At 71.5% G+C, this 14,369-nt stretch carries 15 protein-coding genes; 3 read left to right on the top strand and 12 right to left on the bottom strand.

Going from position 1 to position 14,369, the window contains the following annotated elements; genetic code table 11:
- Positions 1–160: 160 nt before the first annotated feature.
- The 9 genes from HB662_RS12570 to HB662_RS12530 all read right to left on the bottom strand — a co-directional run bounded on the left by HB662_RS12570 (position 161) and on the right by HB662_RS12530 (position 9,390).
- Positions 161–907: a GNAT family N-acetyltransferase gene (locus HB662_RS12570; protein ID WP_168050035.1), complete on the bottom strand. Its 747-nt coding sequence runs from the start codon at positions 905–907 to the stop codon at positions 161–163.
- The gene (locus HB662_RS12565) at positions 904–1,470 is read right to left on the bottom strand and encodes an HD domain-containing protein (RefSeq protein WP_168050034.1); all 567 of its coding nucleotides are present in this window, start codon (positions 1,468–1,470) and stop codon (positions 904–906) included. Before HB662_RS12565 ends, HB662_RS12570 begins: the two co-directional genes overlap by 4 nt.
- Before the next feature lie 55 nt (positions 1,471–1,525).
- Entirely contained in the window at positions 1,526–2,800 is a 1,275-nt protein-coding gene (gene rho / locus HB662_RS12560; protein ID WP_168050033.1) for a transcription termination factor Rho, read from the bottom strand.
- A 306-nt stretch (positions 2,801–3,106) separates the two neighbouring features.
- Positions 3,107–3,559: a protoporphyrinogen oxidase HemJ gene (gene hemJ / locus HB662_RS12555; protein ID WP_168050032.1), complete on the bottom strand. Its 453-nt coding sequence runs from the start codon at positions 3,557–3,559 to the stop codon at positions 3,107–3,109.
- Positions 3,556–4,251, bottom strand: coding sequence for an HAD family hydrolase (locus tag HB662_RS12550; RefSeq protein ID WP_168050031.1), 696 nt, complete (start codon positions 4,249–4,251; stop codon positions 3,556–3,558). The genes hemJ and HB662_RS12550 overlap by 4 nt, the downstream gene beginning before the upstream one ends.
- Positions 4,248–5,453 carry a ferrochelatase gene (gene hemH / locus HB662_RS12545; RefSeq protein ID WP_342449502.1) on the bottom strand — a complete coding sequence of 402 codons (1,206 nt, stop codon included), beginning with the start codon at positions 5,451–5,453 and terminating at the stop codon, positions 4,248–4,250. The genes HB662_RS12550 and hemH overlap by 4 nt, the downstream gene beginning before the upstream one ends.
- 74 nt (positions 5,454–5,527) lie before the next feature.
- On the bottom strand, positions 5,528–6,679 hold the full coding sequence (locus HB662_RS12540; RefSeq protein ID WP_342449501.1) for a glycoside hydrolase family 1 protein: 1,152 nt from the start codon (positions 6,677–6,679) through the stop codon (positions 5,528–5,530).
- Positions 6,680–6,755: 76 nt separating this feature from the next.
- A complete protein-coding gene (locus tag HB662_RS12535; protein ID WP_168050029.1) occupies positions 6,756–8,162 on the bottom strand; it encodes an ATP-binding protein in 1,407 nt (468 codons plus the stop codon).
- A 43-nt stretch (positions 8,163–8,205) separates the two neighbouring features.
- Positions 8,206–9,390, bottom strand: a complete 1,185-nt coding sequence (locus tag HB662_RS12530) for a penicillin-binding protein activator (RefSeq protein ID WP_168050028.1) — start codon at positions 9,388–9,390, stop codon at positions 8,206–8,208.
- A gap of 47 nt (positions 9,391–9,437) precedes the next feature.
- Between HB662_RS12530 and rsmI the strand changes: the two genes are divergently transcribed.
- Positions 9,438–10,331 carry a 16S rRNA (cytidine(1402)-2'-O)-methyltransferase gene (gene rsmI / locus HB662_RS12525; protein WP_342449500.1) on the top strand — a complete coding sequence of 298 codons (894 nt, stop codon included), beginning with the start codon at positions 9,438–9,440 and terminating at the stop codon, positions 10,329–10,331.
- A gap of 34 nt (positions 10,332–10,365) precedes the next feature.
- Here the strand turns inward: rsmI and HB662_RS12520 are convergent, their stop codons facing one another.
- Genes HB662_RS12520 through hemW form a run of 3 tightly spaced genes read right to left on the bottom strand, consistent with a single transcriptional unit; the run spans position 10,366 to position 13,453 of the window.
- Positions 10,366–11,307, bottom strand: coding sequence for a hypothetical protein (locus tag HB662_RS12520; RefSeq protein ID WP_168050027.1), 942 nt, complete (start codon positions 11,305–11,307; stop codon positions 10,366–10,368).
- A complete protein-coding gene (locus HB662_RS12515; protein WP_168050026.1) occupies positions 11,307–12,284 on the bottom strand; it encodes a polysaccharide pyruvyl transferase family protein in 978 nt (325 codons plus the stop codon). Before HB662_RS12515 ends, HB662_RS12520 begins: the two co-directional genes overlap by 1 nt.
- Positions 12,285–12,289: 5 nt before the next feature.
- Positions 12,290–13,453, bottom strand: coding sequence for a radical SAM family heme chaperone HemW (hemW, locus tag HB662_RS12510; protein WP_168050025.1), 1,164 nt, complete (start codon positions 13,451–13,453; stop codon positions 12,290–12,292).
- A gap of 17 nt (positions 13,454–13,470) precedes the next feature.
- Between hemW and HB662_RS12505 the strand changes: the two genes are divergently transcribed.
- Positions 13,471–13,950 (top strand): YbaK/EbsC family protein, encoded by a 480-nt coding sequence (locus tag HB662_RS12505; protein ID WP_168050024.1) that lies wholly within the window; start codon positions 13,471–13,473, stop codon positions 13,948–13,950.
- Positions 13,950–14,342 carry an MAPEG family protein gene (locus tag HB662_RS12500; RefSeq protein WP_168050023.1) on the top strand — a complete coding sequence of 131 codons (393 nt, stop codon included), beginning with the start codon at positions 13,950–13,952 and terminating at the stop codon, positions 14,340–14,342. The genes HB662_RS12505 and HB662_RS12500 overlap by 1 nt, the downstream gene beginning before the upstream one ends.
- Positions 14,343–14,369: the final 27 nt, after the last annotated feature.

Below are 14,369 nucleotides of genomic sequence, written 5' to 3'. Positions count from 1 at the left end.
GCGCGGATGAGACAACCACGGACCCGCCTCCACGTGCATGAATCGCCACACGTACGAAGACAGCTCCGCGTCACGCAAGCATTTTATGACACAGTAGTATTCGGCGCCTGCCTCGCTGGTTTCCTGGATTTCGCCCGGCCGCCGCCGCTGGCCTGCCCGCTCAGCCCGCCCTGAGCCAATAGGCGTAGCGGTAGTGCTCGGTCAGGCCGAGCGCGGCGTTCATGGCGAGCGAGGCCTGGTTGGTGCAGGAGACCTGGGCATAGGCCCAGTCCGCACCCTGCTCCGCCGCCCAGGCGCCGGCCGCCGCCATCACCCGCTGGCCGAGGCCGCGTCGGCGGAATTCGGGGCGCACCGCCAGGTCGAACAACCCGGCGCAGCGGCCCTGGGCGGTGACGAAGGCGCAGGCGGCGGCGATGCCGTCCTGCTCCAGCACCACCCAGGCGGCGGGCACGCCCAGCAGTTCCGGCATCCGCGCCTTCTCGGCGCGGCGGGCTTCGGACTGGTGCTCGGCGGTGGCGACCACGGCCATCCAGGCGGGGTGCGGGCCATCCAGGAAGCGGGCCGCCGTGTCGTGGCGGGCGAAGGCCGCCAGTGGGCCCCCGATGACCTGGCTGTGGTCGCGGCCCGTGTAGCCACGCGCCGAGAGCAAGCTGGTCAGGCCTTCGGGGTCCAGCGGGGTGGAGCGGAAGCGGCAGGGCTGGCCGGCAGCGGCGTAGAAGGCTTCGGCGCGGGCGATGCGGGCGGGCAGGTCCGGATCGGGCGCCGGGTCCAGCGCGCAGGCGGCATTGGCGCGGCCGGTGCCGCCGAGGAAGCGGCGCAGCACGAAGGGGCCGTCGAAGGCCAGGATCGGGGCGGGCACGGCGGTCAGCGTCGCCTGCTCGATGTGCAGGATGGTGGGTGGCGTCACGCGTCGCGCGCCAGCCCGGCGATGGCATCGCGGTAGGTGGCGTCGAACAGCGCATCCAGCGCCAGGTTGGCGCCCTTCAGCCCGGCGGCGACGCGCCCGGCCCAGCCGACATACTCGACCCGCCGGGCATGGTCCCAGCCCGCCGGCGGGCTGGCGGTGATGGCGCGCAGGTTGGAGATCTTGTCGGCCAGCTTCAGCATCTTGGCTGCCGGCGTGCGGCCCGGCGCGTGGCGCACCTGCAGCGCCTTGCGGGATTCCTTGGGCAGGGATTTGTCATCCGTCGCCTCCGCCACCAGCCCTGCGACCTCGGCACCGAATTCGGCCACCAGGCGGTCATGGGTGATGGGGTCTGGGTCGGTGTCGCTGTCCTCGACCGTGTCGTGCAGCAGCGCGGCGAGGATCGCGTCCTCCGGCGCGCCATGCTCGGCCAGGATCTGCGCCACTTCGAGGACGTGGTTCACATAGGGCTCGGCGGCGGCGCCCTTGCGGCGGTGGCCGGCATGGACGCGGGCGGCGAAGACGGCGGCGCGCATCAGGCGGGCGGAAGACGTAAGCTGGTCCATTGGGCGGGTGGTCCGGCAGGCGAGGGCGGCGCGAAACCGCCGCCCTCGCGGGGGATCAGGTGTTCATCGCGTCGAAGAAATCCTGGTTGGTCTTGCTGTACTTCAGCTTGTCCAGCAGGAACTCCATGGAATCCTGCGTGCCCATCGGGTTCAGGATGCGGCGCAGGACCCACATCTTGGAAAGCGTCGCGCGGTCCACCAGCAGTTCTTCCTTGCGGGTGCCCGACTTGGTGATGTCGATCGCCGGGAAGGTGCGCTTGTCGGACAGCTTGCGGTCCAGGATGAGCTCCGAGTTACCGGTGCCCTTGAACTCCTCGAAGATCACCTCGTCCATGCGGCTGCCGGTGTCGATCAGCGCGGTGGCGATGATGGTGAGGCTGCCGCCTTCCTCGATGTTGCGCGCCGCGCCGAAGAAGCGCTTCGGGCGCTGCAGGGCGTTGGCGTCCACGCCGCCGGTCAGCACCTTGCCCGAGGACGGCACGACGGAGTTGTAGGCGCGGCCGAGGCGGGTGATGGAGTCCAGCAGGATCACCACATCCCGCTTGTGCTCGACCAGGCGCTTGGCCTTCTCCAGCACCATCTCCGTAACCTGCACGTGGCGGGTCGCCGGCTCGTCGAAGGTGGAGGCGACGACTTCGCCGCGCACGGTGCGGGCCATGTCGGTCACTTCCTCCGGCCGCTCATCGATCAGCAGGACGATGAGGAAGACGTCGGGGTGGTTGGCGGTGATGGACTTGGCGATGTTCTGCAGCATCACCGTCTTGCCGGTGCGCGGCGGCGCCACGACCAGGGCGCGCTGGCCCATGCCGATGGGGGCCACCAGGTCGATGATGCGGTGGGTATAGTCCTTGGTCGGGCCCTTGGCCTGGGCCTCGGCCTCCGCATTCTCCATCTTCAGGCGCCGCGTCGGGTACAGCGGCGTGAGGTTGTCGAAGTTGATGCGGTGCTTGAGCGCCTCGGGCGGCTCGAAATTGATGGTGTCGACCTTCAGCAAGGCGAAGTAGCGCTCGCCGTCCTTCGGCGCGCGGATCTGGCCTTCCACCGTGTCGCCGGTGCGCAGGCCGAAGCGGCGGACCTGGGCAGGGGAGACGTAGATGTCGTCCGGGCCCGGCAGGAAGTTGGCCTGCGGGCTACGCAGGAAGCCGAAGCCGTCCGCGAGGATTTCCAGCGTGCCGTCGCCGTAGATGGCCTGCTCGTTCTCCGCCAGGGTCTTCAGGATCGCGAACATGATGTCCTGCTTGCGCAGCGACGACGCGTTCTCGACCTGCAGGGACTCTGCGAAGGCGAGGAGATCGGCCGGGGACTTGGCCTTGAGTTCGGAGAGATGCATGTGCGGACGCGTCCGTCGTGCGCGAGGAATGGGATCAGGCGGACCTGGGGTCTCGGTGTGGGCCTCGTCGGACTCCGCCTGGGGCGAAGACCGGTTGCCGGGGCCATTCCCGCGCCGCGATCCCGTTGCACGGGCCTGGGTTGCGGCGACCAGGAGAAGTCTGAGGAGAGGAGGGATCAGCTACGCCGCAGGACGCGACGCTTGGCCGATTGTCGGAACGACCAGGCGAACCTATGGGGCGCTGGGCGAACCGTCAATTGGCACATGGCGGTTTTTCAGGCGCTTTGCAAGCATCCGTCGCCGATCTCAGAACGGCTTCACGATCACCATGATGACGATGACGATCAGCAGCAGCGTCGGCACCTCGTTCCAGAAGCGCCAGGCGCGTTCGGTGCGGGGCCGGCCATCGGCCTCGAAGCGCTTGCGGGCGGCGCCCAGCATGCCGTGGAAGCCGGACATCAGCAGCACGGAGGTCAGCTTCAGGTGCCACCAGCCGGCGGTCCAATCCACTGCACCGGGGGTCAGGATCAGCGCCAGGCCGAACACCCAGGTGGCGATCATCGCCGGGTTCATGATGGCCTTCAGCAGCCGCCGTTCCATCACCTTGAACAACTCCGACCGCGCATCCCCGACCGGCACCTGGAAGTGGTAGATGAACAGCCGCGGCAGGTAGAACAGCCCGGCCATCCAGGCGATCACCGCGATCAGGTGAAGCGACTTGGTCCAGAGGTAGAACGGCGCCAGGAAGTCCAGCGTCATGCCAGGGTCTCCGCCGGCAAGCCCAGCAGGAGGGGCAGTTCCGTCATGCTGTGGAAAGGCTCCGCCCCGACGCCACGCAGGGCGGCGGGGTCCGTCGCATGGGCGTAGCCGAGCACCCGGCAGCCGGCGGCGCAGCCGGCGCGGCTGCCGGTCACGCTGTCCTCCACCACCACGCAATGATGCGGGTCGGCGCCGCAGGCCGCGGCCGCCGCCCGGTACATGTCCGGCGCCGGCTTCGGCAGGGCCACGTCGTCATAGGAGAAGGTGCGGCCCCGGAAGGTCTCGGTCAGGCCCAGCCCGTGCAGCTTGGTCAGCAATTCGGGGCGGGAGGAATTGCTGGCAACCGCCACCGGGATGCCGGCTGCGACGATCGCGCGCAGCGCCTCCAGCACGCCGGGGATCGGCACCACCTCCTCCCGCAACGCCCGCAGCACGCGGGCGACGATGCTGTCCACGAAATCGGCGGGAACGGAATCGGGGCCGAGGCGGGCCTCGATCAGCGGGACGATGTTGCGCCAGGACAGGCCGATGAAGCGGCGCTCCGCCTCGGCCGCGTCCATCTCCCAGCCCAGCGCCGAGATCTCCTCCGCGACGATGCGATTGTGCAGCGCCTCGCTATCCGCCAGCACCCCGTCGCAGTCGAACAGCACGGCGGCCGGGCGTGCAAAGGCGGGCCGCGCAGGCGCGCTCATGCCGCGGTGCGGGCGCGGGCGGTGCGCTCCACCGGCGTGCCCGGCATCGCCTCCAGCCGCCCGATCAGCGCCGCATGGGGGCAGTCCTTGTGGTTCTTCGGGCATTGCCGGGGGCCAGCGAAGGAACACAGCGTGCGGTTGCTGGTGCGGCCATGGCGGACCAGGTCGGCCAGCGCGCCGATGAAGCCGGGGTGGCTGTTCTGGGCGGGGGCGCGGAAATAGCCGGGGACGTGCAGCTTCTCCGCCTCCTCCCGGTATTCCACGTCCAGCTCCACCAGCGTTTCCGAATGTTCGGAGGTGAAGGCGATGGGCACCACCAGCACCGCCACCTTGTCGTGGCCGGCGCGCTCCAGCTCATCCTCGGTGGAGGGGCCAATCCATTTCTGCGGCGTGACGCGGGACTGGAAGCAGACGACGTGGTCGAGGTCAGGCAGGTCCAGCCGCGCCACCACGCCCGCCACCGTCTGCTCCACCTGCCACTGGTAGGGGTCGCCCGCCTTTACGATGCTCTCCGGCAGGCCATGCGCGCTGAACAGCACGCGCAGCGGGATCGCCGGGTCCAGCTCCGACCGCGCCTTGTCCCAGGCGCCGCGTACGATCTCGGCGGTGGAGCTGGCGAAGCCGGGATGGGAGTGGAAGCAGCAGATGATGGTGGTCGGCACTTCCAGCTTCGCCCGCGCCGCGGCCTTGATCCAGGCGAGCGCGCTGCTGCCGGTGGTGGTGGTGGAATACTGCGGATAGAGCGGCAGCAGGATGACCTCGTCCGGCCCCCAGGCCTTCACGGCGGCGGCCGTCTCGTCGCTCATCGGGTGCCAGTAGCGCATGGCGGTGAAGCACTTCACCTCCTCCACGCTATCGGCGTTCAGCCCATCCTTGTTGAGCAAAGCTTCCAGTGCCTGGCCCTGCGCGATGGTCAGCTCCAGCAGCGGGGATTTGCCGCCGAGGATCGCGTAGTTCTCCGTCGCCGGCCTGGTGCGGCGCCAGGCGATCAGCCGGCCCAGCCAGGGGCGGATGAAGCCCGGCACGCGCAGGATCGCGGGGTCGGTGAACAGGTTGACCAGGAAGGGCCGGATGCTCTCCGGCGCATCGGGTCCGCCGAGGTTGAGCAGCACCACCGCCAGCCGCTTCCGGCTGGCCGAGGCGGCAGGTGCGGGCACGGTCTGGGCGGGAAGGTCCATCACCGCCCGGACATGCCACGTCACGGCGCCGGGTCAAGGGGAAGCGGGTGATGATGCGGCCCCGTGGCGCCGAATTCGATCGTATCGATCGAGCCAGCCTATCCGATGGCGGCCCGGCGCCCACCCATCATGGCCTGCGAGACCTGCCCCTGCAGCCGGGCCAGCTCCTCGGCCAGGGGGCGGTGCACCTGGCGGCGGCCATGCAACGGGGTCAGCTCGAACAGGCCATTGGCGCAGTAGCGGTCCTCGTCCCAGCCGTAATGGGAGATCACGGGATACAGGCACACACCCTGCACCGGCACGCCGGCCGCCGCGGCGGCAAGGGTCTCCTCCGTCACGTAGCGCAGCCAGGTTGGGCGCGGGGCGCCCTCGATGCTGGTCTCGGCGACGAACAGCGCGCGGGGTGCATAGCGCGCGGCGGTCTCCGCCAGCAGGTCGCGGAAGGGGCGGTAGCGCGCGGCATCGAAGACGCTGAGCGGCTCGGCATGGTTCAGCCACTGGTTGTTCCAGTAGTAGTTCACGCCGACCACATCCAGCAGGTCCTCCGCCCCGCCAAGCTCCGGCGCCTCCCGCCCCGCCAGCATGTCCCAGGCCTGCCACTGGCTGGCATTATGGGCGCGCACCTCCGCTTCCTCGCCGCGATGGCGAGGGACGATGTGGATCAGCGGGTCGATGCAGGCGAAGCGGGCGCCGGGCGCCACCGCGCGCACCGCCTGCGTGGCGGCGATGCTGGCCCGCACCAGGTTGCGCTTGAGCTCCAGGCCGCGGCCATTGGCGTGCGGGGAGGAGCGCGCCATGTCGCCGCCGGAGAAGGCGACGAAGGACATCTCGTTCACCGGGCAGACGAAGGGCGGCCGGCCGGTTTCCTCGACATGCAGGCGTGCGAAGGCGGCGGCGAAGCGGGCGAAGCGGTCTACGAAAGCAGCGCTGAAGACATCCAGGTCATCCGGCCAGCCGTAGTGGCAGAGGTCCCACATCACCTGCGTCCGCACCGCCTCCGCCGCCCGCAGCATGGGCAGCAGGGAGGACCAGTCATACTGGCCGGGCGTGGTCTCGATCAGGTGCCAGCGCAGCCCGTCCCGCACGGTGCGGATGCCATGCTCCGCGAGCTGGCTGTAATCCTCCAGCGCCAGAAGATCGTGCCGGGTGGAGGCGATCATGTCGAGGCGCCGGCGCGCCATGTTGCGGTGCGAGGAGCATTCGAAGCCGGCGAGGAAGAAGGACTGGAACAGGGGGGGCTGGGGGGTCACGCTGGGCTCCATCGTGAGGCACCGGAAGGCCGGCACCGGCAGCGCAGCAACGCCGGAGCGCCGGAAAAGTCCCGCGCTACTCCGCTGGCAGCCAGACGCGGAAGGTGGAGCCGACGCCCTCCTCGCTCTCGATCTGCAACTGGCCGCGGTGCCGGTTGACGATGTGCTTGACGATGGCGAGGCCCAGGCCGGTGCCCCCGGCATCGCGGCCGCGGCCCCGGTCCACCCGGTAGAAGCGTTCCGTCAGCCGCGGCAGGTGCTGGCGCGGGATGCCCGGGCCATCATCGGCCACCGACAGCACGATGCCGGGTCGCGCCGGCCAGCGGGGGTTGGCATTCGCCTCCGTCCGCGCCACGGCCCGCTCCACGGATAGCCGGATGGTGCCGCCTTCGCGCCCGTAGCGGCAGGCATTCTCCAGCAGGTTCCGCAGCACCTGCGCCAACTGGCCGGCATCGGCCGGGCCGGCGAACAGCCCGACCGGCGCATCCAGCGCCACCCGCGCGCCGCGCTTGGCCAGGATGGGGGCCATCGCCTCCACCTCCGTCGCCGCCAGCGCGCCGAGATCCACCCGGCCGGTGGGGGGCTGGTGTTCCGTGATCTCGATCCGCGACAGGCCGAGCAGGTCGTCGATCAGCCGCCGCATGCGGTCCGCCTGCTCCGCCATGATGCCGAGGAAGCGGGCGCTCGCCTCCCGGTCATCCTCCGCCGGGCCGCGCAGCGTCTCGATGAAGCCGATCAGGCTGGCCAGGGGGGTGCGAAGCTCATGGCTGGCATTGGCGACGAAATCGGCGCGCATCCGCTCCACCGCGCGGTCCCGCGTGCGGTCCGACAGCACCAGCAGCAGCCGGCCGCCATCGCCCAGCGGCGGGTCCATCGGCACCGCATGCACGCGCAACTCCCGCGCCACCGGAACTGGCAGCACGATCTCGGCGCGCTGCTGCTCGCCCTTGGACAGCGCGGCGGCAATCGCCTCGGCCATGGCCGGGTGGCGCAGCAGCGCGGCCAGGTCGCCGGCGCTGCCGGGGGCGCCGCCGAACAGCGTGCGCGCTTCCGCATTCGCCCGCAGCGGTGCGCCTTCAGAGTCCAGCACCACCAGCGGGTCCGGCAGGCGCTCGATGATCGCCTCATCCGCCTGGCGCAGGCGGGAGACCTGCTCGGTGCGGGATTGCAGGGCGCGGGCGACGCGGCGTGCCGTCTCGGCCAGATCCGCGACCGAGGGCAGCAGCAGCCGGCCGGTGAGTTCCGGCACCATGCCGGCGCCATCCGCCGCCTGGCGCAGCGCCGCCGACAGCGCGCCGATATTGGCCAGCCAGATGCGTGACACCAGCAGCGCCGCGACCAGCGTGGCGCCCAGCGCCAGCAGCCCCGGCGCGGTATCCACCGCGCCGCCGAGCAGCAGAATGAACAGCGCCAGCGCCGGCACGCCGCCGATCAGCGCCGCGCCGGCGAGCCAGCGTCCGGTCGGTGGGGCGGCGACCGGCATGGCCAGTCAAACCCTCCGGTTCAGCAGGTCCATGGCCGCCGCCTCAGGAGCCCGGGCCGCCGGGGGCCGGCGCCTGCTCGATCACCTGCGGCTCGCTGCCGGTGGAGACCGCATAGATGGCGAGGCCGCGCTGGGTCCGCCCATCCGGCAGCAGCAGCACCGGGCCATCGGCGCCGGCGAAGGGCGCACCGGCCATCGCCTGGCCGGGCGAGGCGCCGCTGCGCAGCGCGCGGGTGGCAATGGCCGCGGCGTCATAGGCGGTGGCGGCGACACGCGGCGGCGTTTCGCGGAAGGCGTCGCGGTAGCGCGCCTCGAAGCGGGCGCGGGCGCGGCCATCCGGGCCGGCGAACCAGGCGCCGGCCAGCGCCGCCTCCCGCCCCAGCGACGGGTCGTTCAGCCAGAGCGCAGTGCCCAGCAGGCGCGGCTGCTGGCCGTTCGCCTGGGCTTCCGTCATCCAGGTGGCGGCGAAGCGGCGGGCGCGTTCCCCGGTCTCGCCGATCAGCACCGCATCCGCCCGGCTGCCGCTGACGCGGGCGCCGGAGGCGGCCATGGCGGGTTCGGCACTGGCCGGGTGCAGCGCGATGCTGGGCGGCGGCAGGCCGAGATCGGCCGTGGCACCGCGCAGCGCGCCGGCGAGCGCACGGCCGAAATCATTGTCCGGCGCGCCGAGGGCGAATTGCTGCGCACCCTGCGCGGCGGCGGCGGCGACCACGCGGCGCACCTGCTGTTCCGGCGTGATGCCGAGCACCCAGGTGCCGCCGCCGGCGCGCTGCGAATCATTGGTGAAGGCCAGCACCGGCACCCCGGCCTCCCGCGCCGGGCCGGCAACGGCCGCCACCTCCGCGCTGGTCAGCGGGCCGACCAGGATGCGCGCGCCATCGGCGATCGCCGCCCTCGCCGCCGCCTGGGCGCCGGCGGGGGTGCCACCGGTGTCGCGCGGCGCCAGCTCGATGCCGGATTGCGATTCATCGAACAGCGCCATGTAGCCGGCATTGAGCATCGCCTGGCCAAGCGGCGCCTGCGGCCCGGTCAGCGGCAGGAGCATCGCCGCACGCTGCGGCCCGACCGGCCCCGGCAGCACGGGCTGGCCGCCGATCGGCGGGGCGACGCCGATGAAGGAGGGGCGGGGGGCTTGCGGCGCGCAGGCCGCGAGGCCCAGAAGTGTGCCCACCAGCGCCCCCAGCGTGACCCCGCCCAGGCGGCGTCGTCGCCAGGGCGTTCTGGGCAACGGCGCCGAGGATTCCGGCGCGTCGGACGGATGGTGGGACGAAGGACGTGGCAAACGGCGACCCTCCTGAACGGGCGGCGCCTCCTCGGGAGGCCCCGCTTGGGCTTTCCCTGGTGGCGACACCGATCGGTAATCTCGGCGACCTGTCGCCCCGGGCTCTCGCGGTGCTCGGCGCGGTGGATGCCGTGCTCTGCGAGGATACCAGGGTAACAGGCCTCATGTTGCAGCGTTATGGCGTCTCCGCGACGCTGGTGCCACTGCATGACCACAACGAAGCGGAAATGATCCCCCGGGTGCTGGCCCGGATCGAAGGCGGGCAGCGGCTGGCACTCGCCTCGGATGCCGGCACGCCGCTGGTCTCCGACCCCGGATACCGCCTGGTGCGTGCCGCCATCGAGGCAGGTGTGCCGGTAACCGCCATCCCGGGCCCCAACGCGGCGGTGGTGGCGCTGACGCTGTCCGGGCTGCCGCCTCACCCTTTCGTGTTCCTGGGCTTCCTGCCGCCGAAGGATGGGCCGCGGGCGGCGGCGATCGCGCGGCACCGGGCGGCGGAACGCGCGGGGCTGACGGCGACCCTGGTGCTGCATGAGGCGCCGCACCGGCTGGCCGAGACGCTGGCCGCCCTGGCGGAGGGCCTCGGCGGCGATCGCCCGGGGGCGGTGGCACGCGAATTGACGAAACGGTTCGAGGAGGTGCGGCGCGGCACCCTGGCGGAGCTGGCGGGGCATTACGCGACCGAGCCGGCGCGCGGCGAGATATGCATCTGCGTCGGCCCGGCGCCGGAGGAGGTGACGGGTGAGGCCGACCTCGACGCGCAGCTCCGCGCCGCCATGGCGGGGCAGAGCCTGCGGGATGCGGCGGCGATGGTGGCGGCGGCCACGGGGCTGCCGCGCAAGCAGGTGTATGCGCGGGCGCTGGAACTGGCTGCCGCCCAGCCCTGAGCAGCCGCCAGGCAGCCCTGGAGCGGGCCGGCGCTCAGCCGCGCGGCGGGTGTAGCAAACGCGATCCGGGCGGCAGGATGTTGGCGAACTGGGTCAGGCAGGTGATCGCGCGGCGGTCCGTTCCCAAGGCGAGGCCGATGGCGGGCACGCCGGCGGCGATGGCGAAGGCGGCGGGCAGGTCCTGGTTGGTGAGCACCGCGCCGCAACGCGCCACCAGCGCCCGCATCCGGCCCGGCGTGAACTGGCGCCGGCGCCAGACCTCCTGCGCCAGCTCGGGCAGCAGCATGGGCGTGCCGGGCAGCAGGGCGGCCAGGAAGTCGCGGGTGCCGGCAAAGTCGTCCATCGGGCTGGCGGCGTGCTCCATTGGCAGCGGCAGCATGGCCCAGCCCTGCATCGGCGCCAGCAAAGCGCGCAGCTCCGCCAGCCGCGCCGTCCAGGCCTGCCGCATCTGCCCGCCGCCCAGGATCGACAGGCCGAGGATCGGACCCTCCGGCAGCAGGGAGACCAGCGCGTCATCCGGCGCGACGGCACATTCGGGATAGGGGCGGATGCGGAAGGCGGCCGGGCTGCGCCAGACCATCAGCGCATTGGCGGTGTGATGCTCCCGCAGTTCCAGCGGGCTGGCCCGGGCCAGAACCTCCACACCCCGTGGCGGGTCCCGCATGGCGGCGCCGCGTTCGACCGTGAAGGCGCGAAGCTCCAGCGCTGCACCGGCCGCCACCGCACGGCCGGCGATCGCGAATGCCTGTTCGAGTTGAGGACGCTCCTGGAAGGCGCCGGCGATGACGACGCGGGTGACGCCATGCGCCGCCGGATCGGCCTCCGGCGACAACGGCTCGAAGCCCGCCGGGGCGGTGGAGGATGCGGTGGAGAGCAGCAGCGCCGTGCCGCCGCCGAGCTGTGCCGGCAGGTTGGCCAGCAGGGCACGGGAGCGGAGGTCGCGGAACGGCCGTTCGGCCAGGAGCAGGGTCAGCATCAGTTGTAGAGCAGGCCGAGGCAGCGGGAGCCGGGCGGCAGGCGGTGCTCCATGGCGACGAAGGTGCGTCGCAGGCTGTTATCCTCCAGCGGGTGCAGGCCGATGACCCGCACGCCGCAGCCGATGGCATGGATGGCGTTGTGCTTGCGCTGGGTCACCAGCACGTCCAGCCGCGACACCAGCCCCTTGAGCCGACGCGGCGTGAGCTGGGCGTGCCAGAAATCGCGGTCCAGCAAGGCGGGCGCAGCAATGCGTGCGCCGGGCAGGAAGTCCCGGATGAAGTCGCGGCAGCCGGCCATGTCGTCCTCCGCCATGCTGTCCACATGTACGGTGGAGACGATGGGCACGATCTGGTGGCCGGCGAATTCGGCCAGAAGGTCGCGCACCAGCCCGGCTTCCTGCTGCAGGCAGGCCTTCATATTGGGCATCGGGATGATCGACAGGCCGAGCAGCTTCTCATCCTGCGGCAGCAGGGCATCGGCCAGGCCGGTGTCGGGCGGGATGTCGGCTTCGGGGAAGAATGTGATGCGCGGCAGCCGGCCGAAATCGGCCTCCGCGATCCGCTCCACGCCGAGGTAGTCGCGCACGGTGAAGCTGGCCAGGCGGGCAATGACGCCGCGCGCCGTCGCATCCAGCCAATCCAGATCCTTCAGCAGCCAGGCGACGCCGAGGTTGTGGAAATGGATCTCCGCGCCCCGCGCCTCCGCCTGGGCGATCCAGGGCATCCAGTTCCGGAAGGCATCGGGAACCCCGAACATGCCACCGCCGAACACCACCCGGTCCGGCCGCAGCGCCAGCATGGCGGCGCCATCGGCGAAGCAGGCATCGAGGCCGGGGCAGCAGCGCAGGGTCCAGGCGGGGGAGACCGAGAAGGCGTGGCTTTCCGTGGAAGGAAAGGCAGCCATGGCCTCCATCAGGCAGAGTTCGTCGCCGAGATTGCCGTAGCCATAGGCGCCGAGGAAGGCGGTGCGGGTCATGGCCTTCAGTTGACCAGCAAGGGCAGCAGCGCGTCCAGTCGCAGCAGCCCGTCCGGGGTCGCGGCAAGATGGCCGTTCGGGCGCCAGGCGAGCAGGTTCTCGGCCTCGAGATGCTGCAGCGCCGCCATGTCCACGCAGGCTTCGAAGGGGAGGCCGCTGCGGCGGGCGATGCGGGCCGGGTCGATCCCTTCATGCAGGCGCAGGCCCATCAGCAGCGCCTCCCGCGCCCGGTCGCGCGGTGACAGCGCTTCCTCCTCGACCACCGCGTGGCCATCGCGCTGCACCCGCGCCAGCCATTCCTCCGGCGCGCGGTGGCGGCGGGCGGCGAGCAGGGTGCCGTCGGGCTGGGTGAGGCGCTGATGCGCGCCGGCGCCGATGCCGAGATAATCGCCGTAGCGCCAATAGGCGAGGTTGTGGCGACTTTCGGCTCCGGGGTGGGCGTAGTTCGAAATCTCGTAGGGCAGCAGGCCGAAGCGGGCGGCTTCCTCGGCTGTAGCCGTGTAGAGCCGGGCGGCTTCGTCGCCCTCGGGCAGGGTAAAGACGCCGCGGCCGAACAGGGTGGCGAACTGCGTGCCGGGCTCAATGGTGAGCTGGTAGAGCGACAGGTGATCGGCGGCGAGCGACAGGGCCTGCCGCAGCTCTGCGCGCCAGGCGGCTTCGGCCTGGCCGGGGCGGGCATAGATCAGGTCGAAGGAAACGCGCGGGAAGGTGGCGCGGGCGTGTTCCAGGGCGGTGATGGCCTCGGCGCGATCGTGCTTGCGGCCCAGGAAGGCGAGGGCAGCGGGATCGAGCGCCTGGACGCCGAGCGAGACGCGGTTGACGCCGGCGGCGCGGAAGTCGCGAAGCTTCTGGAGTTCGACGCTGGTCGGGTTCGCCTCGAGCGTGATCTCGAGGTCCGGTTCGGCATCGAACAACGCCTGGGCATCCGCGATCAGGGCAGCGGCCGTCGCGGGGGCCATCAGGCTGGGCGTGCCGCCGCCGAAGAAGATGCTGGCGAGGCGACGGCGGCCTGCCACATTGGCGCGGGCCGCTTCGCGCGCCAGCTCCTGGCGCAGGGCCGCGGCATAGGCGGCCTGGTCCACACGGTCCCGCACATGGCTGTTGAAGTCGCAATAGGGGCACTTGGCGGCGCAGAACGGCCAGTGGATGTAGAGGGCCAGGGTTTCCATCGGGCGGAGATATGGCGATGTCAGGCGGATCTGTCGAACGGGTGCGTGCGGCGCTGCTGGCGGCGGGGCATCCGGACACGGTGGCGTCCTTCCCGGAAGGCACGCGCAGTGCGGCGGAAGCCGCCGCGGCGGTGGGCTGCACGGTGGCGCAGATCGCCAAATCCATCGTGTTTCGCGCAGGGGAGCGACCGCTGCTGGTCATCGCATCGGGCGCCAATCGCGTGGACATGCGCAAGGTAGGCAGGGCGTTGGATGACATGTTTCACGTGAAACGCGCCGATGGCGGCTGGGTGCGGGATGTCACCGGCTTCGCCATCGGGGGTGTCGCACCGGTGGGGCATGTGACACCGCCGCTGGTGCTGCTCGATGAGGATCTGTTCCAACACGAGCAGGTCTGGGCGGCGGCAGGATCCCCGATGCATGTCTTTGCCACGACGCCGGATGCGCTGCTGCGCCTGTCTGGCGGCTTGCGGGCCGATGTGCGGGAAGACGCGTGATGCTGCCCGTCACCGCCTTCTATGCCGCACCGCTGGCACTGGCCTTCGTGGTGCTGTCCACCCGCGTGATCCGCGCACGACGCCTGTACCAGCAGCCTCTCGGCACCGCGCACCGCCTGGTGGAACGCGCAGCGCGCGCCCATGGCAATTTCGCCGAAGCAGCGCCGCTCGCCCTGCTGCTGCTGGCGCTGTGCGAGGCGAACGGCCTGCCGAGCTGGGCGCTGCATGTGCTGGGCGTGACACTGCTGGCAGGGCGGGGATTTCACGCCCTGGGGATCGGGCGCGAGCCGGAGGTGTTCCGCTGGCGCGTCCTCGGCACCGGCCTGACCCTGACGATGATCGGTACGGCAGGGGCCGCGGCCATGGGGCTGGCGTTGGCCGCGCTCTTCTGACCCTACGGGTGGGCCACCGGCTTCGGC

Source organism: Falsiroseomonas frigidaquae, assembly GCF_012163145.1.
In the GTDB taxonomy this organism is placed as follows: domain Bacteria; phylum Pseudomonadota; class Alphaproteobacteria; order Acetobacterales; family Acetobacteraceae; genus Falsiroseomonas; species Falsiroseomonas frigidaquae.
This window is presented reverse-complemented; position numbering and strand designations above follow the sequence as displayed.

Bases quoted from the DNA above. Each gene is read 5' to 3' on its own strand.
- HB662_RS12535 (WP_168050029.1), bottom strand. From the start codon at position 8,162: ATGCCGGTCGCCGCCCCACCGACCGGACGCTGGCTCGCCGGCGCGGCG.
- HB662_RS12550 (WP_168050031.1), bottom strand. From the start codon at position 4,251: ATGAGCGCGCCTGCGCGGCCCGCCTTTGCACGCCCGGCCGCCGTGCTG.
- HB662_RS12515 (WP_168050026.1), bottom strand. From the start codon at position 12,284: ATGACCCGCACCGCCTTCCTCGGCGCCTATGGCTACGGCAATCTCGGC.
- hemW (WP_168050025.1), bottom strand. From the start codon at position 13,453: ATGGAAACCCTGGCCCTCTACATCCACTGGCCGTTCTGCGCCGCCAAG.
- HB662_RS12500 (WP_168050023.1), top strand. From the start codon at position 13,950: ATGCTGCCCGTCACCGCCTTCTATGCCGCACCGCTGGCACTGGCCTTC.
- rho (WP_168050033.1), bottom strand. From the start codon at position 2,800: ATGCATCTCTCCGAACTCAAGGCCAAGTCCCCGGCCGATCTCCTCGCC.
- HB662_RS12565 (WP_168050034.1), bottom strand. From the start codon at position 1,470: ATGGACCAGCTTACGTCTTCCGCCCGCCTGATGCGCGCCGCCGTCTTC.
- HB662_RS12520 (WP_168050027.1), bottom strand. From the start codon at position 11,307: ATGCTGACCCTGCTCCTGGCCGAACGGCCGTTCCGCGACCTCCGCTCC.
- hemJ (WP_168050032.1), bottom strand. From the start codon at position 3,559: ATGACGCTGGACTTCCTGGCGCCGTTCTACCTCTGGACCAAGTCGCTT.
- HB662_RS12505 (WP_168050024.1), top strand. From the start codon at position 13,471: ATGTCAGGCGGATCTGTCGAACGGGTGCGTGCGGCGCTGCTGGCGGCG.